Source organism: Inquilinus sp. CAU 1745, from assembly GCF_039839375.1.
Lineage (GTDB): Bacteria > Pseudomonadota > Alphaproteobacteria > DSM-16000 > Inquilinaceae > JBDOQU01.
Genome location: NZ_JBDOQU010000012.1, coordinates 117,271 through 135,222 on the forward strand (window position 1 = coordinate 117,271; position 17,952 = coordinate 135,222).

18 protein-coding genes are annotated in these 17,952 nt (G+C 67.7%); 8 read left to right on the top strand and 10 right to left on the bottom strand.

Annotated features, from left to right (window positions below; genetic code table 11):
• Positions 1–46: 46 nt before the first annotated feature.
• The 3 genes from AAFN89_RS14700 to AAFN89_RS14710 form a co-directional block, all read right to left on the bottom strand.
• Positions 47–3,796, bottom strand: a complete 3,750-nt coding sequence (locus AAFN89_RS14700; protein WP_347539830.1) for a vitamin B12-dependent ribonucleotide reductase — start codon at positions 3,794–3,796, stop codon at positions 47–49.
• Between the two features lie 328 nt (positions 3,797–4,124).
• The gene (locus tag AAFN89_RS14705) at positions 4,125–4,538 is read right to left on the bottom strand and encodes a DUF1127 domain-containing protein (protein WP_347539831.1); all 414 of its coding nucleotides are present in this window, start codon (positions 4,536–4,538) and stop codon (positions 4,125–4,127) included.
• 178 nt (positions 4,539–4,716) lie between these two features.
• The gene (locus tag AAFN89_RS14710) at positions 4,717–4,980 is read right to left on the bottom strand and encodes a DUF1127 domain-containing protein (protein WP_347539832.1); all 264 of its coding nucleotides are present in this window, start codon (positions 4,978–4,980) and stop codon (positions 4,717–4,719) included.
• A gap of 107 nt (positions 4,981–5,087) precedes the next feature.
• On the opposite strand from AAFN89_RS14710, the gene AAFN89_RS14715 reads away from it, so the two are divergent.
• From AAFN89_RS14715 to AAFN89_RS14725, 3 genes are all read left to right on the top strand, one after another.
• Positions 5,088–5,603: an NADH:ubiquinone oxidoreductase subunit NDUFA12 gene (locus AAFN89_RS14715; protein WP_347539833.1), complete on the top strand. Its 516-nt coding sequence runs from the start codon at positions 5,088–5,090 to the stop codon at positions 5,601–5,603.
• Positions 5,604–5,643: 40 nt separating this feature from the next.
• Complete coding sequence (gene mlaD, locus AAFN89_RS14720) at positions 5,644–6,174, top strand: outer membrane lipid asymmetry maintenance protein MlaD (RefSeq protein WP_347539834.1); 531 nt, start codon at positions 5,644–5,646, stop codon at positions 6,172–6,174.
• A 111-nt stretch (positions 6,175–6,285) separates the two neighbouring features.
• Entirely contained in the window at positions 6,286–6,795 is a 510-nt protein-coding gene (locus AAFN89_RS14725) for a DUF2155 domain-containing protein (protein WP_347539835.1), read from the top strand.
• A 50-nt stretch (positions 6,796–6,845) separates the two neighbouring features.
• Here AAFN89_RS14725 and aat read toward each other — a convergent pair whose 3' ends face one another.
• From aat to aroQ, 4 genes are read right to left on the bottom strand one after another with little or no spacing between them, the layout of a single operon-like run.
• Complete coding sequence (gene aat, locus AAFN89_RS14730) at positions 6,846–7,550, bottom strand: leucyl/phenylalanyl-tRNA--protein transferase (RefSeq protein WP_347539836.1); 705 nt, start codon at positions 7,548–7,550, stop codon at positions 6,846–6,848.
• An 11-nt stretch (positions 7,551–7,561) separates the two neighbouring features.
• The gene (gene accC, locus AAFN89_RS14735; RefSeq protein WP_347539837.1) at positions 7,562–8,911 is read right to left on the bottom strand and encodes an acetyl-CoA carboxylase biotin carboxylase subunit; all 1,350 of its coding nucleotides are present in this window, start codon (positions 8,909–8,911) and stop codon (positions 7,562–7,564) included.
• A gap of 8 nt (positions 8,912–8,919) precedes the next feature.
• Positions 8,920–9,348 (bottom strand): acetyl-CoA carboxylase biotin carboxyl carrier protein, encoded by a 429-nt coding sequence (gene accB, locus AAFN89_RS14740; protein WP_347539838.1) that lies wholly within the window; start codon positions 9,346–9,348, stop codon positions 8,920–8,922.
• A gap of 5 nt (positions 9,349–9,353) precedes the next feature.
• The gene (gene aroQ / locus AAFN89_RS14745; protein ID WP_347539850.1) at positions 9,354–9,806 is read right to left on the bottom strand and encodes a type II 3-dehydroquinate dehydratase; all 453 of its coding nucleotides are present in this window, start codon (positions 9,804–9,806) and stop codon (positions 9,354–9,356) included.
• A 128-nt stretch (positions 9,807–9,934) separates the two neighbouring features.
• Between aroQ and AAFN89_RS14750 the strand changes: the two genes are divergently transcribed.
• The gene (locus AAFN89_RS14750) at positions 9,935–10,750 is read left to right on the top strand and encodes a hypothetical protein (RefSeq protein WP_347539840.1); all 816 of its coding nucleotides are present in this window, start codon (positions 9,935–9,937) and stop codon (positions 10,748–10,750) included.
• A gap of 163 nt (positions 10,751–10,913) precedes the next feature.
• Here the strand turns inward: AAFN89_RS14750 and AAFN89_RS14755 are convergent, their stop codons facing one another.
• Entirely contained in the window at positions 10,914–11,522 is a 609-nt protein-coding gene (locus AAFN89_RS14755; protein WP_347539841.1) for an HAD family phosphatase, read from the bottom strand.
• A gap of 75 nt (positions 11,523–11,597) precedes the next feature.
• Here AAFN89_RS14755 and maiA point away from each other — a divergent pair, with 75 nt between their 5' ends.
• Positions 11,598–12,239, top strand: coding sequence for a maleylacetoacetate isomerase (maiA, locus tag AAFN89_RS14760; RefSeq protein ID WP_347539842.1), 642 nt, complete (start codon positions 11,598–11,600; stop codon positions 12,237–12,239).
• Between the two features lie 15 nt (positions 12,240–12,254).
• On the opposite strand, the gene AAFN89_RS14765 is transcribed toward maiA, so the two are convergent.
• Together AAFN89_RS14765 and AAFN89_RS14770 are read right to left on the bottom strand one after the other, a co-directional pair.
• On the bottom strand, positions 12,255–13,010 hold the full coding sequence (locus AAFN89_RS14765) for a DsbA family protein (protein ID WP_347539843.1): 756 nt from the start codon (positions 13,008–13,010) through the stop codon (positions 12,255–12,257).
• Positions 13,011–13,208: 198 nt separating this feature from the next.
• Positions 13,209–14,567 carry a M48 family metalloprotease gene (locus tag AAFN89_RS14770; protein ID WP_347539844.1) on the bottom strand — a complete coding sequence of 453 codons (1,359 nt, stop codon included), beginning with the start codon at positions 14,565–14,567 and terminating at the stop codon, positions 13,209–13,211.
• Here AAFN89_RS14770 and AAFN89_RS14775 point away from each other — a divergent pair.
• Genes AAFN89_RS14775 through mtgA form a run of 3 tightly spaced genes read left to right on the top strand, consistent with a single transcriptional unit; the run spans position 14,557 to position 17,777 of the window.
• Positions 14,557–15,915: a gamma-glutamyltransferase gene (locus AAFN89_RS14775; RefSeq protein WP_347539845.1), complete on the top strand. Its 1,359-nt coding sequence runs from the start codon at positions 14,557–14,559 to the stop codon at positions 15,913–15,915. The two genes, AAFN89_RS14770 and AAFN89_RS14775, sit on opposite strands and share 11 nt — an antisense overlap.
• 16 nt (positions 15,916–15,931) lie before the next feature.
• Positions 15,932–17,080: a pyridoxal phosphate-dependent aminotransferase gene (locus AAFN89_RS14780; RefSeq protein WP_347539846.1), complete on the top strand. Its 1,149-nt coding sequence runs from the start codon at positions 15,932–15,934 to the stop codon at positions 17,078–17,080.
• Between the two features lie 16 nt (positions 17,081–17,096).
• The gene (gene mtgA, locus AAFN89_RS14785) at positions 17,097–17,777 is read left to right on the top strand and encodes a monofunctional biosynthetic peptidoglycan transglycosylase (protein WP_347539847.1); all 681 of its coding nucleotides are present in this window, start codon (positions 17,097–17,099) and stop codon (positions 17,775–17,777) included.
• Positions 17,778–17,952 lie beyond the last annotated feature (175 nt).

Below are 17,952 nucleotides of genomic sequence, written 5' to 3' on the forward strand. Positions count from 1 at the left end.
AAAAACGCCCGGCCTGCATGGCCGGGCGTAGTTCACAGGGAGGCTATCACGAACAGCCCGTCGTGCCGCCGCAGGTGTCGCATTTGAGGCACGTGCCGTTGCGGACCAGCGTCATGTTCTGACACTCCGGGCAGGGGTCGCCCTCATAGCCGCGGGCGCGGGCCATCGCGATGGCCTCGCGGCGGACATCCGTCTTCGACGGGCCTTCGGCCGGCGCGGCGGGGGCGTGTTGGTGGGTGTGGGTGACCGAGCGGGTGTGTCGGTCCTCCACGACGAGTGTGTCTTCCACATAGTCGGCCGCGAGCGCCGTGGCGCCCTGGGTCGCCTGGGCGACCGCCTGTCCCGCCAGCCCGCCGTCGAAGACGCGGAAGGGGGGCAGATTGCCGCGCACGAAGCCGGTGGACGCCACCTTCTGCAGCGCCGCCTGCTGGGCGGCCCGCACGTCGGCGGCCGGGTTCATCGGCAGATCGCCCTCGCCGTCGCCGCCGCCCAGCGTGTCGGGCGTCAGATCCTCCGGCTGGGCGTGGGCCAGGTCGGTCCGGCCGATATAGGAGATCGCCAGTTCGCGGAACAGATAGTCCAGGATCGATGTCGCCATCTTGATGGTGTCGTTGCCCTGGACCATGCCCGCCGGCTCGAACCGGGTGAAGGTGAAGGCCTCCACGAACTCCTCCAGCGGCACGCCGTATTGCAGGCCGATGGAGACGGCGATGGCGAAATTGTTCATCAGCGACCGGAAGGCAGCACCCTCCTTGTGCATGTCGATGAAGATCTCGCCCAGCCGGCCATCCTCGTACTCGCCGGTGCGCAGATAGACCTTATGGCCGCCGACGATCGCCTTCTGGGTATAGCCCTTGCGCCGGGTCGGCAGGGGCGACCGGCCGTGGGGCCGTTCGATCACCCGCTCGATCACCTTCTCCACGATCCGTTCGGCGACCATCGGGGCTCGGGCGCCGTCAGGCGCGCCAGCCAGCCGTTCGGCGAAAGTCTCCTCGTCCTCATCCTCGGCATCGTCCAGCAGTGAGGCCGACAGGGGCTGGGACAGCTTCGACCCGTCGCGGTAAAGGGCGTTGGCCTTCACTCCCAGACGCCAGGACATCATGTAGGCGTCCTTGCAATCCTCGACCGTCGCGACGTTCGGCATGTTGATGGTCTTGGAGATGGCGCCGGAGATGAAGGGCTGGGCCGCCGCCATCATGCGGATGTGGCTTTCCCAGGACAGGAACCGCTTGCCGATCTTGCCGCAGGGGTTGGCGCAGTCGAAGACCGGCAGGTGCTCGTCCTTCAGATAAGGCGCGCCCTCCAGCGTCATGGCGCCGCAGACATGGATGTTCGCCTGCTCGATCTCCGTCCGGGTGAAGCCCAGGAAGGCCAGCATGTCGAAGGACAGATCGTCCAGCGCCGCCTTGGGGATGCCCAGCGTATCGGTGCAGAACTCCTCCCCCAGGCTCCATTTGTTGAACGCGAACTTGATGTCGAAGGCCGATCCCAGCCCCTGTTCCAGCTTCTCCAGCGCTTCCTCGGTGAAGCCCTTCGCCTTCAGCGACACGGGATTGACCGCCGGCGCGCCGACGATCGTGCCGTGGCCGACGGCGTACTGGATGATCGCCTCGATCTCCTGCTGCCGGTAGCCCAGCGTGCGCAGCGCTTCCGGCACCACGCGGTTGATGATCTTGAAGTAGCCGCCGCCGGCCAGCTTCTTGAACTTCACCAGCGCGAAATCAGGCTCGATGCCGGTGGTGTCGCAATCCATGACCAGGCCGATCGTGCCGGTCGGCGCGATCACCGTCGTCTGGGCGTTGCGGTAGCCATGGGCCTCGCCCAGTTCCAGCGCCCGGTCCCAGGCCTTCGTCGCCGCCGCGACCAGCGCCGGATTGGGGCAGTCCGACGCCACGATCGGCACGGGGTTGACCGACAGCGCCTCATAGCCCGCCGCCTCGCCGTAGGCGGCGCGGCGATGGTTGCGGATGACGCGGAGCATCTCCTCCCGGTTTTTGCCGTAGCCGGGGAAGGGCCCCAGCTCCTCCGCCATCTCGGCGGAGGTCGCGTAGGAAACACCGGTCATGATCGCCGTCAGCGCCGCGCCGATGGCCCGGCCCTCGTCGGAATCATAGCCGATGCCCATCGCCATCAGGAGGCCGCCGATATTGGCGTAGCCCAGGCCGAGCGTCCGGAACTCGTAGGACAGGCGCGCGATCTCCTTCGACGGGAACTGCGCCATCAGGACCGAGATCTCGAGCGTCACCGTCCACAGGCGGCAGCCATGCTCATAGGCCGGGATGTCGATCGATCCGTCGGGGTGACGGAACTGCATCAGGTTGAGCGAGGCCAGGTTGCACGCCGTGTCGTCCAGGAACATGTATTCCGAACACGGGTTCGACGCGTTGATGCGGCCGGAATTCGGGCAAGTGTGCCAGTCGTTGATCGTGGTGTCGAACTGCACGCCGGGATCGGCCGACGCCCAGGCGGCGTGACCAACCTTCTCCCACAAATCGCGCGCCTTCAGCGTCTTGCCGACCTTGCCGTCGATCCGGCGGATCAGGTTCCATTCGCCGTCGGCCAGCACCTGCTCCAGGAACGCCTGCGTCAGCCGGACGGAGTTGTTGGAGTTCTGGCCCGCGACGGTCAGGTAGGCTTCGGAATCCCAATCGGTGTCATAGGTCCGGAACTCGATCTCCTGATAGCCCTGCCGGGCGAACTGGATCACGCGCTGGACGTAGTTTTCCGGGATCATCACCGCGCGGGCGGCCTTGATCGCGGCCTTCAGGTCCGGATTGCGCTTGGGATCGAACCGCGCCTCGTCCGACAGGCCGGCGATGTGGCAGGCGCGCATCACCGCGCCCATGTGGCGGTTGGCCAGCTTCGATCCCGCGACCAGCGCCGCGACCTTCTGCTCCTCCACCACCTTCCAGTCGATATAGGCCTCGATGTCCGGATGGTCGATGTCGACCGTCACCATCTTGGCCGCGCGCCGCGTCGTGCCGCCGGACTTGATGGCCCCCGCCGCGCGGTCGCCGATCTTGAGGAAGCTCATCAGGCCGGAGGACTTGCCGCCGCCGGACAGCCGCTCCCCCTCGCCGCGCAGGCGGGAGAAGTTGGAACCGGTGCCCGATCCGTACTTGAACAGCCGCGCCTCACGGACCCAGAGGTCCATGATGCCGCCCTCGTTCACCAGATCGTCGCCGACGGACTGGATGAAGCAGGCATGGGGCTGGGGATGTTCGTAGGCCGACTTCGACTTGACCAGCTTGCCGGTGCGGTAGTCGACATAATGGTGGCCCTGCGCCGGCCCATCGATGCCGTAGGCCCAGTGCAGGCCGGTGTTGAACCATTGCGGGCTGTTGGGCGCGGCCATCTGGCGGGCCAGCATCAGCCGCATCTCGTCGAAATAGGCGGCGGCATCGTCCTCGCTATCGAAATAGCCGCCCTTCCAGCCCCAATAGGCCCAGGTGCCGGCCAGCCGGTCGAAGACCTGGCGCGAATCATCCTCGCCCTTGAACCGCTCGTTCTCCGGCAGCTCGGCCAGCGCCTTCTCGTCGGCGACCGACCGCCAGAGGAAGGACGGGACGTCGTTCTCCTCCACCTTCTTCAGGCGCGCGGGCACTCCAGCCTTGCGGAAATATTTCTGGGCGATGATATCGCAGGCGACCTGGCTCCACGATTCCGGCACGGCGATGTCGGCCTGGCGGAAGACGACCGAACCGTCGGGATTGCGAATCTCGCTGACCGCCTTGCGGAAGGCGAGGCCTGCATAGGCGTCCTGTCCCGGCTTGGTGAATCGACGCTCGATGCGCATGGCCCGTAAGTCCCCATATATTGTGTTTTTGCCCTGGTCTCGCGCCCGGCGGGTCTGCCCCGGCCGGCGCCCGCGCGACAGACGCCGGGTTGCGGCGCTGCATGTCGTAGCGGAAGGAAAGTGTGACACAAAATCTGGTGGAGGCCAGCCTTTATTTTCGCCTTGCTCACAAAAAATGGGACTTGTTCGGCGGATAAGTCTGTGGACAAGAAATGCATTGCGGGGGCGCCCGCCAATGCCACCCGCCAGCCACAATATATGGGGCCAGAAAGCAGAAAGCCCCGCCGGGGCAGGCGAGGCTTTCGGGGGAGGTCGAAGACGTCGGGGGTCAGGCGACGTTACGCGCCCGGCCGGCGGGGGTGTCGGCATTGGCCGGCGTGGCGACGGGGGCGGCGGGGCGGACATAGTCCGTCAGCTCCACCGGCCGGTTGGCGATCGCCGCCTCGGCCGCCAGAAGCTGGCCGATCAGGTTGCCGCGATTGAGCCCGATATCAGCAAGCAGCCGGTCGTCGAGCTGGCTCAACTGCGCCAGCGCCTGACGGCGTTCCATGACGGCGCGCACGCGCCGGACGATGGCGGTGACGCCCCGCTTCAGGATGCCGTAGCTGCCGACGAGGGCGCCTGCGATGTAGGCGGCCTGAATCTGACGGGCGCGCGCTTCGGCGGCCGACATGTCGGTCATGCGGAAAAAGCCTTCCGGGAACTGCGGGAAATCGCGATCGAAGGCGTTAACGGCGGTCATCTCAGTCTCCATCTCGGAACGGGCGGCGGCCCCGATGGCCGCGCGGGTCATAATCTTGCGTGAGCCCGTTACCCCCTATGTACTCTCTTGATTTCGTACCGCTATCCGTCTTTTTGCAGTGCAGCAATGCGAGAAGGTGAGAGCTTCATCCACCGCATAATCGGAGAGCGGGGGTCGCTCAGGCCGCCGCTTCACGCGCATTGTCGTTGGCGTTGGCGGGCAGGGCGTCGGCATCGGCCAGGCGGACAAAGCTGCGGCCGCGGTCCGAGGTTCGGCGCAGGGCCTTCAGGTCGCCGGCGGCCCAGGCCTCGACATCACCGCGCCGGACGCCGATATCGGCAAGCTCGGCGTCGGTCATGGCCGTCAGCCGGTCCAGGTCGGGACGGGCGGCGGGCAGGCGCGCCGGGCGCAGCAGGGATGAGAGATAGTTCAGGACAGGCATCGAAGAGCCCTCTTTCTTGGTGAGTGGCGTCTTCCTGGTGGTTCCTCCGCCACCCCAAGCTATGGCTTGCCGTCCGCCGCCGCCATCCTCCATGTTGCAGCGCAGCAATGCGCCGGGCGAAAGGCTGGACGCCGCGCCGCCCCGATGCCATAGTCGCCCCGCTTTTCGGGCTGGCCTTGCGCGCCCGCCCAATCATTGACGAGTTGACCCTTCGGAACGCCATGGCCTTCAATTTCTATGAATGGAGCCTGACCGCCTATCTGCGCTTCAAGATCTGGCGCAGCGGGGAGGAGGTCGGCAAGGACGAGGCCGGCAATGTCTATTATGTCGATCGCCACACCAGGGGCGGACGGCTGAAGGAGAAGCGCTGGGTCTCCTATGCCGGCGGCGAGAGCGAGGCGAGCCTCGTGCCGCCGGAATGGCATGGCTGGCTGCATCACCAGACCGACCTCGTGCCCGGTGAGACGAGCCTGTTCGCGAAGCCCTGGATCCAGGAGCATGTGCCCAACCTGACCGGCACCGTCGCCGCCTACCGGCCGCCGGGCGCGGTGCAGCGCGGCGGCCATCGCGCCAAGGCGACCGGCGATTACGAACCCTGGTCTCCGGATTCGGCGTCCCGATGAGGAATCGAGCCCCAGGCGAGGGACAGGTGAGGGACAGCCGATGAGCCGCAACGTCATCGAAACCGTCATGGGCGCCGTGGTGCTGGCCGTGGCGGCGTTCTTCCTGGTCTTCGCCTATTCCAGCGTCAGCGTCGGCCGCGTCGAGGGCTATGAGGTGGTGGCCCGGTTCGCCAGCGTGGGCGGGCTCCAGACCGGCAGCGACGTGCGCATCAGCGGCGTCAAGGTGGGGACCGTGGTGTCTCAGGAGCTGGACCCGGCAACCTATCTGGCGGAGGTCCGGATGTCGATCGACCCGTCGATCGAGCTTCCCACCGATACGGCGGCCATCATCGCCAGCGAGAGCCTTCTGGGCGGCAATTACATGTCGCTCAGCCCCGGCGGCGCGGCGGAGATGATCCCGCCCGGCGGCGCGATCCAGTTCACCCAGTCCACCCCCGGCATCGCACAGCTTCTGGGTCAGGTGATCTACAGCCTGCAGGGCATGGGCGACGGGGGCGGAAGCAGCGGCGGGAACGATGCGGATTCCGGGGGCGACGACCCGGTTCCCGGCGGCATGCTGAACATGGAGTAGGTGTCGCGACGGCGGCTGGAGGTTCCTTCGGCCTGCCGCGATGTCGCCACGGTTGGGCGCTTCACTCTCGCCTCTTCGAAAAGTCTTTCCGCCACCAAGCGCCGCCCGTCCATGATGTTCCGCCGACCGCTCACCGTTCTGCTGACCGCGGCCCTTACTGGCGTCGTCGCCTCCGGAATCATCACTGGGGCGGCCGCCCAGACGGCGCAGCCGACCGTCGACAAGAACGTCGCGGTGCTCCAGGCGCTGGACAAGGTGACGGCGCGCGTTTCGCGCCTGGAGGTGCCGGTCGGGCAGGAGGTCGAATTCGGCACCCTGACCATCGCCGTGCGCGCCTGCCGCTCCACCCGGCCGGAGGAGCCGCCGGAAAGCGCGGCCTTCCTTCAGGTGGAGGACGCCCCGCCGGCCGGCGAGCCGAAGCGCGTCTTCTCCGGCTGGATGTTCGCCTCCTCGCCCGCCGTCTCGGCGATGACCCATCCAGTCTACGACATCTGGGTCAATGGCTGCGCCGACGAGCTGAGCCCGCCTCCGGGCGCGGAAGAGGTCGCCCAGGAACGCGGCCGCTACGCCCTCCCCGGCGCCCCGCCCCCGCCTCCGCCCCTGCCGGATGCGAAGCGGTAGCGAACACCCCTCACCCAACCCTCTCCCCTGAGGGGCGAGGGCTACCAACTTTACCCTCGCCCCTCAGGGGAGAGGGAGGGACCCGCGTCAGCGGGAGGGTGAGGGGGCTTGTTCAGCACCTCCTCCACCGCCCCGGACGGCGCGGGCCCGAACCGGGCCGGCTGGCGAAGGGCCTCCTCCAGCCGGCGCTTGTATTCCCCTTGCGGGATTTCGTAGCCGCCGAAACCCGCCAGATGGCCGGTGGTGAATTGCGTGTCCAGCAGCCGGAACCCCGCCGCGCGCAGGCTGGCGACCAGATGGACCAGGGCTACCTTGCTGGAATCGTCGGCGCGGGAGAACATGCTTTCCCCGAAGAACGCCGCGCGCAGTGATACGCCATAGAGGCCGCCGACCAGCCGGTCCCCGCCTTCGCCATCATCGGCCCAGCATTCCACGCTGTGGGCGTGTCCGGCCCGGTGCAGGGCGGTGTAGAGCCCGACGATCCGGTCGTTGATCCATGTCTTGGGGCGGTCGGCCGCCGGTTCGGCACAGGCGCGGACCACCGATTCGAACGCGGTGTCGTAGCGGATTGCGAAAGGCGCACGCCTCACCGTCCGCCGTAGCCTCTTGCCGACATGGAAACCGTCATCGAGCGGCAGGATGCCCCGCTGCGGCGGATCGAACCAGTAAAGCTCCGGCGAATCGGCGCTGTCGGCCATCGGGAACATCCCGTGGGCGTAGGCGCGAAGCAGGAGTTCCGGCGTGATCTCGATCATCGCGGAGGAGGTTACGTCGTCTGCTGGCTCGCCAGCAGTTTTTCCAGCCAGTGGATGTCGTAGTCGCCATTGATGAAATCCTGCTGCTGGACCAGCATCTGGTGCAACGGCAGCGTCGTCTCCACCCCTTCGACCACGAACTCGTCCAGCGCCCGGCGCAGGCGCATCAGGCATTCGTTGCGCGTCGTGCCATGGACGATCAGCTTGGCGATCAGGCTGTCATAATGCGGCGGCACCCGGTAGCCGGCATAGAGCGCGCTGTCGACCCTGACGCCCAGCCCGCCGGGCGCGTGGAAGCCCTTGATGGCGCCGGGGGAGGGGGTGAACGTCTCCGGATTCTCCGCGTTCACCCGGCATTCGATGGCGTGGCCCTGGAAGCGCACGGCGCTCTGGTCATAGCCCAGCGGCGCGCCGGCGGCGACGCGGATCTGCTCCCGCACCAGGTCGATGCCGGTGATCATCTCCGAGATCGGATGTTCGACCTGGAGCCGGGTGTTCATCTCGATGAAGTAGAATTCCCCGTTCTCATAGAGGAACTCCATCGTGCCGACGCCGCGATAGCCCAGCAGCTTGGCCGTGCGGGCGGCCAGGCTGCCGATCTTCTCCCGCGCCGCCTCGTTGAGGGCGGGGGAAGGCGCTTCCTCGATCACCTTCTGGTGGCGGCGCTGGACGGAACAGTCGCGCTCGCCGAAATGGACGACGTTGCCGTGGCTGTCGGCCAGGATCTGGACCTCGATATGCCGGGGTCGCGCAAGGTACTTTTCTATATAGACGCTGTCGTCGCCGAAGGCGGCCTTCGCCTCCGACCGGGCCTGGGAGAAGGCGTCGCGGAGGTCGTCGCGGCTCTTGGCGACGCGCATCCCGCGCCCGCCGCCGCCGGCCGTCGCCTTGACCAGCACTGGATAGCCGATGCGGTCGCTTAGAGTGATCGCCGAATCCAGGTCCGGCACCGCGCCGTCCGATCCCGGCACCACCGGCAGGCCGACGCCGGCAACTGCCTTCTTGGCGGTGATCTTGTCGCCCATCATGCGGATATGGTCGGCGGTCGGGCCGATGAAGGTGAAGCCGTGCTCCTCCACCATCTCCGCGAAGCGGGCGTTCTCCGACAGGAAGCCGATGCCAGGATGGATGGCGTCCGCGCCGGTGATGGTGGCGGCGGAGATCAAGGCCGGGATGTTGAGATAGCTGTCGCGGGAGGCGGGCGGGCCGATACACACGCTCTCATCCGCCAGCCGCACGGCCATGGCGTCGGCGTCGGCCGTGGAATGCACCACGACCGTGGAGATTCCCATCTCCCGGCAGGCGCGGTGGATGCGGAGCGCGATCTCGCCTCGATTGGCGATCAGGACCTTTTCGAACATGTCGCCGCTTATTCGATGACGAGAAGGGGTTCGCCGAACTCGACCGGCTGTCCGTCCGTCACCAGCACCTGGGAGACGATGCCGGCGCGCGGCGCGCGGATGGGGTTCATCACCTTCATCGCCTCGACGATCAGGACGGTCTGGCCTTCCTTCACCGCGTCGCCGACCTTGACGAAGGGCGGGGCGGAAGGCTCCGGCGCCAGATAGGCGGTGCCGACCATGGGCGAGGTCAGCGCGTTCGCCGGCGGCCCGGCCTCCGCTGCAGGCTGGGCCGGCGCCGGAGCGGGCGCGGCGGCCGCGAAGGCCTGGGCCACGGTCGGGCGGCTGATCCTCAGGCGCTTGTCGCCTTCCTGGAACTCTATCTCCGACAGCCCGGTCTCCTGAAGCAGGTCCGCGAGCTTTCGGATGAAGTCGCCATCGATGTCGAAACTGGCCATGCCTGTTACTCTTTTTCTTGAATCAGTCGGGCCATCGCTTCCAGCGCGAGCAGATAGCCTTGAACGCCCAGGCCGCAGATCACTCCATCGGCCGCGAGGCTGACATAGGTGAAATGGCGGAAACTGTCACGCCGGAAGATGTTGGATAAATGAACTTCCACCACCGGCAGTTCCGACGCCTGCAGGGCGTCCATCAGCGCGATGGAGGTGTGGCTGTAGGCTCCGGCGTTGATGATGATGCCGTCATGGGCGGACCGCGCTTCCTGGATCCAGCCGACCAGTTCGCCCTCATGGTTGGTCTGGCGGAAATCGACCGACAGGTCCAGCGCCTCCGCCCGGTCGGCGCAGGCCGCCTCGATGTCGCCCAGCGTGTCGCGTCCGTAGATCGAGGGTTCGCGCACGCCCAGCATGTTGAGGTTGGGTCCGTTGAGAATCAGGACCGTCGGCTCATCCGACAGGTTCGCCGTCAAAGATCGCTATCCATCGCTATGCCCGGGGCCGTTGGCGCCTTGGCGCAAGATGCCGCCGGTTATAGCACGCGCGGCCGGGCCGGCAACATGCGCGGAACTCCGCCTCATGATGACGGATGATGGTATCGTGGCCGGTAATGGGGGATTTCGTGATGAAGGAAGGGCTGACGACCTCCTGGGCGGTGGCGTGGCGCGCCGCCGATGGCGCGGTGAGGGCCTCGGTCGCGCCGTTCGCCGCCGGCCTTCTGGTCTTCGCCGCCGAGCCGCTGATTTACGAGGCGCTCTATCGCGTACAGGGCCTGTCGGAAACCCTGTCCGAGATATGGCCGATTCTCTATTCCTGGCTGCTCCAGACGATCTATCTCGGTCTCGACGGCGTCTTCGTCGCCGCGATGCTGGAGGCGCTGCTGTCGGGGCGGCCATGGCGCGACAGCCTGCCGCCCATCGTCCCGACGACGCGGGCCCTCCGCTTCGGCCTGGCGCTGACGCCGCTCGCCATCGTCGGGGCGGCGCTGAACGAGACCGGCGGGGCGATGGCGGGGCAGGCGTTCATGTCATTGCCGCTGGAACGCATGGAGGCGATGGCGCCATTTTTCCGGGCGGCCCATTTCATCGTCACCAGTCCCGCCCTGCCCTGGATTCTGTATGTCATCGTAACGGGGATGCTGGCCGTCCGGTTGCTTCATCTCCCGGCCCTCCGGTCGGAGGGAAGCGCCCGGCCGACGCTGGGCCTGTTCGCGACGACCGCGATCGCCATCGCCGTCAACATCCTGCTCTATGTCGGGCTGGAAACCGGGTTGGCGACCCTGCCGCTCGTGGGGCAGACCGTGTTGCCGATGGTGGTCGCCTGGTATGTCGGCAGCTATGTCGCGCTGACCTTGATCGCCGCCGGCGTCGCCGTAATGCTGATGCGCCGGCGAGGCACTAATTGACTCCTGGTTTTTGGTCATGCTGGACGTGATCCAGCATCCATGCGGCGTCGATGGCGGGCGGGGCCGCGCCCGGTCCTTCGCCGACGGGCGAAGCGGCCACGGCCCATGGATTCCGGCTCGGAGGCCGGAATGACCAACTAAGAACCATGCCGCCTTCCGCCCCCTACAGCATCCCGCGCGCCTCCAGGTCGCGGCGGAGTTGTTCGGGGCTTTCGAAGCGGACGGCCTCCATGCCGGCTGCGATCGCGCCGTCGACATTCTTCTGCACGTCGTCGATGAACAGGCAGCGCGCCGGGTCCAGGCCGTGATCGTCGCAGAGGCGGCGGAAGATGGCCGCGTCCGGTTTCAGCAGCTTCACCTCGCCTGACACCACGCAGCCGTCGAAGCTGTCGAGGAACGGCCACAGCCGCTTGGCGTGGTCGAACTTGTCGACGGAGAAGTTGGTGATGGCGTAGACGGGGCCGCGCGCCTGCAGCTCCTTCAGGATATCGACCGTGCCGTGATAGATGCTGTCGATCATCTCCGGCCATCTCGTGTCGTAGAAGCCGATCATCTCCGCATGGTCGGGGAAGGAGGCCACCCGCTCCGCGATCGCGTCGGCCCAGGGGCGGCCGGCATCCTGCTGGAGGTTCCAGTCGGGCGTGCAGACATTGGTCAGGAAATGCTCCATCGCCGCCTCGTCCTCGAACAGCTTGCGGTAGAGGTGGCGGGGGTTCCAGTCCAGGAACACGCCGCCGACGTCGAAGACGGGGATGAGGGGCTGCGCGGGCATCGATGCTTCCTTGGTCGGATTGGATGGGTAGGATAGGTATAGGCGATCAGCCGACCTTCAGAAAATGGCGGTTCCATGAAGCTCTTCACCTATTTCCGCTCCTCCGCCGCATACCGGGTCCGTATCGGGCTCAACCTCAAGCGGATCGACTATGAGGCGGAGCCGATCCATCTCCGCCGGAAGGAGCATGAGGCGGTGGCGTTCGCGGCGATCAACCCGCAGCGGCTGGTGCCGGCGCTGCTCGTCGGGCCGGACGTGCTGACCCAGTCTCTGGCGATCCTGGAATATCTGGAGGAGACGCATCCCAGCCCGCCGCTGCTGCCGGAGGACCCTCTGGACCGGGCGCGCGTCCGGGCGATCGCGATGTCGATCGCCTGCGATATCCATCCGATCGATAATATGCGCGTGCTGAACTACCTGAAGGACCCGCTGGGCCAGGAACAGGAAACCGTCGACCAATGGTATCGCCATTGGATCGAAACCGGGTTCGCCGCTTTGGAGCGGACGCTGGCGACGGACGGCAAGGCCGGGCGCTTCTGCCATGGCGACCGGCCGACGCTCGCCGATGTCTGCCTCGTTCCGCAGGTCCACAATGCCCGCCGGGGGAATGTGGACCTGACGCCCTATCCGGCGATCGTCAGGATCGACGAGGCGTGCCGCGCGCTTCCGGCCTTCGCGGAGGCCGCGCCCGACCGGCAGCCGGATGCGGAAGGCTGATCGCCGGCAGTTTCGCTAACCGTTCCGTTCCTCCGCGATCAGGTCGCGCAGCACCTCGTCCCCGACCGCGCCGGGGATAAGCTGCTCGCCGATCACGAAGGCGGGCGTGCCATTGACGCCGAGCTGCCGGGCGAGCCTCAGATTGGCGGTGATCTCCGCCTCTACCGCCTCGCTCTCCATATCTTCCCTCAACCGGTCGACATCCAGCCCGACATCCTCGGCGACGGCGAAGATCACCTCCTCCGTCAGTCGGCCGCGATGGCCCATCAGGGCGTTGTGGTATTCGGCGTAGAGGCCCTGCATCTCCGCGGCCAGGGAGGCGCGCGCGGCGACGATCGATTCCGGGCCCAGGATCGGGAACTCCTTCATGACCAGCCGCAGCCCGCCATCCTCCCGCACCAGATCCTGCACCGGCTCCAGCATCCGCTTGCAGTAGCCGCACTGGTAGTCGAAGAACTCCACCAGCGTCACATCGCCTTCGGGATTGCCGATCACCGGGGAGGAGGGGCTCTGGAATATCTCGTCCTGCAGCGCGACCAACTGCTGCTGCTGGCGCGCCATCTCCTCCTCCTGCTGCCGGGTCTGGAGGATCGTCATCGCCTCCATGATGATCTCCGGATGCTCCAGGATGTAGTTGCGCACGACGCTCTCGATCGCCTCGGTCTGCGCCGGATCGAAGGCGGGCGAGGCCGATTGCGCGACGACGGCTGGCGCGGACAGCCCGATGGTGGCCAGCATGACGGAAGCGATAAGCGCGGAGCGTGGGGACAAGGGGGTTCTCCGGGTCAAAGGATGTCTTCTCATGAAAGTGCCCGCGGGCGGATGAAGGCGCAAGCCGGCGTCACGATCTTGTGACGCTGCTTCCCCTCACCCTCCCGCTTCGCGGGTCCCTCCCTCTCCCACGAGGGGAGAGGGTGAAGTTGGTAGCCCTCTCCCCTCGTGGGAGAGGGTTGGGTGAGGGGGCTACGATTACCGATCGTCCTCTTCCTCCAGCTGCTCGGCCGCGCGTTCGATGTCCTGGGCGCGCAGCGCGCCGGGGGAGCCGACGGGGAGGATCTGCTGGGCGCGGTCGGCCTGGCCCAGCGCGCCTTCACGGTCGCCGCGCGCCAGCGCCTCTTCGGCCAGCGCGACGGCGGCCATGCCCAGCTCGCCGACCTTGCCGTAGCCGGTGGCCAGCAGCCGCCAGGCCAGCGGCGTGTCGCCGTTCGGCTGCCGCACCGCCTCCTCCAGATTGGCGATGGCGCTGCGCAGCAGGGTCTCGTCATTGCCCTCCAGCTTGGTCTGGGCCAGCGCGACCAGCAGCAGCGGCTCATGCGGCAACAGCTCGACCGCGCGTTCATAGGGTTCGCGCGCCTGCTCCAGCCGCCCCGTCTCCAGCAGGATCTGGCCTTTCAGCTCATGGAAATAGGGGTTCTGCGGCTCGGCCTCGATCAGCGCGTCGATGCCGGCCAGCGCCGCATCGAAATCGCCGCGCCGGTACTGCGCGATCGTCCGGCCGTAATGCCCGGCGATGCTGGTGTCGGTCTCAGGATAGCGGCGCATCGCCACCTGCGGCATGAGGAAGCCGTAGAGCTTCGCCTGGATGCGGGCGAGGCTTTCGACATAGCCGGCGGGGTAAGGCTCCCCCGTCAGGGGCGAATTCTGGACATGGTGGCGGACGGTCGCCACCCGGTCCTGGGTCAGTGGATGGGTCCGGACATATTCGACCTGCCGGCTTTCGGGCACCAGCTCCTGGTCGGCAAGCTGCTCCAGGAAGGTGAGCAGCCCTTCGGACGAATAGCCGACGCGGTCCAGATAATTCATCGCGGCCTGGTCGGCGGCGGATTCCATGCCTCGCGTGAAGCCCAGGAAATCCCGCTGGGCCATGGATTGGCCGCCCATCATCACCGCCGCGCCGGCCCCGCCCTCGCCGCTGGCGAGGGCGGCGGCGAGGCCCAGCAGCGTCGTCAGCAGGGCGGTGCGCTGCGCGTTCTCCAGCGCGCCCTGGCCGCGCGCCAGATGGCCGCCGGCAATATGGCCGGTCTCATGGGCCAGCACGCCGATCAGTTCGCCCGGGGTCTCGACCTCCATCAGCAGGCCGGTATGGATGAAGATGTTCTGGCCGCCGGAGACGAAGGCGTTCAGCGTCGGGTCGTTGACCAGGATGATGTCGACCGCGCCGGGGCTGACGCCCGCGACCTGGAGGATTGGCTCCAGGAAACGGCGGATGGTATGTTCGATTTCCGCGTCGCGGATCAGCGACATCCGCCTCTGGGCCTCGGCCGGCCCCGCGAACCCCGTCAGAACCAGTCCAACCACAAGAAGAGCGACGATTACCTTGCGCAACATCCGAATCCCTGGCGGGTGGCAGACCCATCACCGTGCGCGGAAATTGTGTCGCGGGGGCGGCGTCGCCGCAACCGTCGTCGCAACCATCGGCGCGCTTTCGCTCTCCGGTTGCGTCGTCAACCAGCCCTCCGGCCCGACGATCGACCGTTACGCCATCGCGGCGGCGGAGCCGCGCGCCGCCACCATCGGCCGCGATATCCTGTCCTCCGGCGGCAACGCGGCTGATGCGGCCGTGGCGGCGGCGCTGGCCATGACGGTGACGCTGCCGTCGCGCGTCGGGCTGGGCGGCGGCGGGGCCTGTCTGGTCCATGATCCGGAGACGGGGGAGGTCCGGACGCTCGATTTCCGGGCCGGCAAGGATGGCGGCGGCGCGCCCGGCCTGCTGCGCGGGCTGGCCGCGCTGCATGCCGAACATGGCAGCCGGCGGTGGGAGGCGGTGGTCTCCCCGGCGGAGAATCTGGCCCGGTTCGAACAGCCGGTGAGCCGGGCGCTGGCGATCGATCTGTCGGCCGGCGGCGGACGGCTGACGGGGCAGGCGGCGGCGACCTTCGCCCCCGGCGGCGTTCCGGCAATGGAGGGGCAGCGGGTCGCGCAGCCGCAACTCGCCGCGACCCTCTCGCAGATCCGCGCCGATGGAGTCGGCGGCTTCTACAATGGCGCGCTGGGCCGCCGGTTCGCGGAGGCCGCGACGGCTGCCGGCCATCCGGTGTCGGTCGAGGCGCTGCGCGGCTACAGCCCCGAATGGCGCGACGCGCTGGCGGCGGAGGTTGGCAACGACGTGCTGTTCTTCGCGTCGGGCGAGGCCATGTCCGGCCCCGCCCAAGCGGAGGTCTGGCGGCGATTCGCGGAAGACGGCTCCTGGAGCGATCTGGCCGAGGGCGAGCGGCTGCCGGCGCTGGCGGCGGCGCTGCCCGGTGCGCCGATACCCGATGGCGCGACCATAACCGTCCTCGACCGGGACGAACTCGCGGTCACCTGCGGCTTCACCCAGGGCGCGCTTTTCGGCACGGGGACCATGGCGGGCGACACCGGCATCCTGATCGCCGAGCCGGTGCCCGCCGGCGCGGCCAGCCTGGGCGGCCTCGCCCTCCTGGCCAACGAGCCCAAGCGGCAGGTGCTGTTCGCCGCCACCGGCGCGGGGGCCGCAAGCGCGCTCGCCGTCCCGATGCTGGAGGTGCTGGAGGCGGGGCAGCCGCTGGAGGCGGCGATGGCCGCGCCCAGGGTTGTGGACGGTGCGAGCGGCCGGGCCAGCGCCGTCTGGTGCGACTGGAACCGCGCCGACCGGAAGACCTGCTACGCCGAAAGCGATCCGCGCGGCGGCGGGCTTTCGACCGTCTTCCAGTTCTGACCGGGCGGACGGAAAGATGACCCTCAAGGTCGCCCGGCGGGGCGCGATCCCGCCCTTCATCGTCATGGACGTCATGACCGCCGCCGCGGAGCGGGAGCGCACCCATGGCGACGCCCTGCATCTGGAGGTCGGTCAACCCTCCACCCCCGCGCCGCGCGGCGTGATCGAGGCGGCGAAGGCGGCGCTGGACCGCGACCGCATCGGCTACACCGTCGCGCTGGGCGTGCCGGAGCTGCGGGAGCGGATTGCCCGGCACTATGCCGAAACCTATGGCGTGGACATCCCGGTGCGCCGCATCGTGGCGACCACCGGCTCCTCCGGCGGTTTCATGCTGTCCTTCCTGGCGGCGTTCGAGATCGGGGACAGGGTGGCGCTGGCCGCCCCCGGCTATCCCGCCTACCGCAACATCCTGAAGGCGCTGGGGATCGAGGCGGTGGAGCTTCCGGCCGGGCCGGAGACGCGATTCCAGCCGACGGCCGCCATGCTGGAGGCGCTGGACCGCCCGATAGACGGGCTGATCGTCGCCAGCCCGGCCAACCCGACCGGGACGATGCTTTCGGCGGACGAACTACGGGACCTTGCCGCCTACTGCCACGGCGCGGGGATCAGGCTGATCTCCGACGAGATCTACCACGGCATCGTCTATGGAGAACCCGGTACCACCGCCGCCTCGGTCAGCGACAGCGCGGTCGTCATCAACAGCTTCTCCAAATATTTCTCGATGACCGGCTGGCGGCTGGGTTGGATGGTCGTGCCCGACGATCTGTCGCGCGCCGTGGAGTGCCTGGCGCAGAATTTGTTCATCTCCCCGCCGACCCTCTCCCAGCACGCCGCGGTCGCCGCCTTCGATTGCGTGGAGGAGCTGGACCGCAACGTCGCCCGCTACTCGGCGAACCGCCGGCTGCTGCTGGACGCGCTGCCGAAGGCGGGGCTGACCCGGCTGGCCCCGGCGGACGGGGCCTTCTACATCTATGCCGATGTCTCCCACCTGACCGACGACAGCGAGGCCTTCTGCCGGCGGATGCTGGCGGAAACCGGCGTCGCCGCCACGCCGGGCGTGGATTTCGACCCCGCGCGCGGCCACGGCACGGTCCGCTTTTCCTTCGCCGGCGCGACGGAGGATATGGGCGAGGCAGCCGACCGGCTGCGCCGCTGGCTTGGCTAGACGCCCGAAACAAGGGGTGAAGCGCGGGGCGAAGCGCCGCATCGGCCGGGCGCTGATCGTTATCCTGGCGATCGCGGTGGCCGTGCCGGCGGGGCTGATCGTGCTCTACCGGTTCGTGCCGGTGCCGCTCACGCCGCTGATGGTGATCCGGCTGGCGGAAGGCTACGGGCTGGAGAAGGACTGGGTGCCGCTGGAGCAGATATCGCCCCATTTGCCTGCCTCCATCCTGGCGTCGGAGGACAACCGATTCTGCCAGCATCTCGGCTTCGATGTCGCGGCGATCAACCGGGCGATCGAGGCGGCGCGGGACGGCGAAAGGCTGCGCGGCGCCAGCACCGTCACCATGCAGACGGCGAAGAACCTGTTCCTCTGGCCCCATCGCAGCTTCGTCCGCAAGGCGTTCGAGGCCTATCTGACGCCGATGCTGGAACTGATCTGGCCGAAGCGACGGATCCTGGAGGTCTATCTCAACATCGTGGAGTTCGGCCCCGGCATCTATGGCGCGGAAGCGGCGGCCCAATATCATTTCGGCAAACCGGCATCCGACCTGACCGCGCGGGAGGCGGCCCTCCTGGCCGTCGTGCTGCCCAACCCGCTGGAACTCTCCGCCTCCTCCCCCGGCAACTATGTCAGCAGCCGCGCCGCGACGATCCAGACCCGAGTCCAACAGTTGGGCGACACCATCGACTGCTATTGAGTACCAACGCCCCTCACCCAACCCTCTCCCACGAGGGGAGAGGGCTAACCTAGGTCTGAACCGGATAGATAGGTGACAGAATAGACCGGAGAGATGGTTGACAGGTTTTCTTGTCGGCGAAGGAGGGCTTTGCCGATGCCGTTCAAGGAGACCTGTGTGATGGACGAGAAGCTGC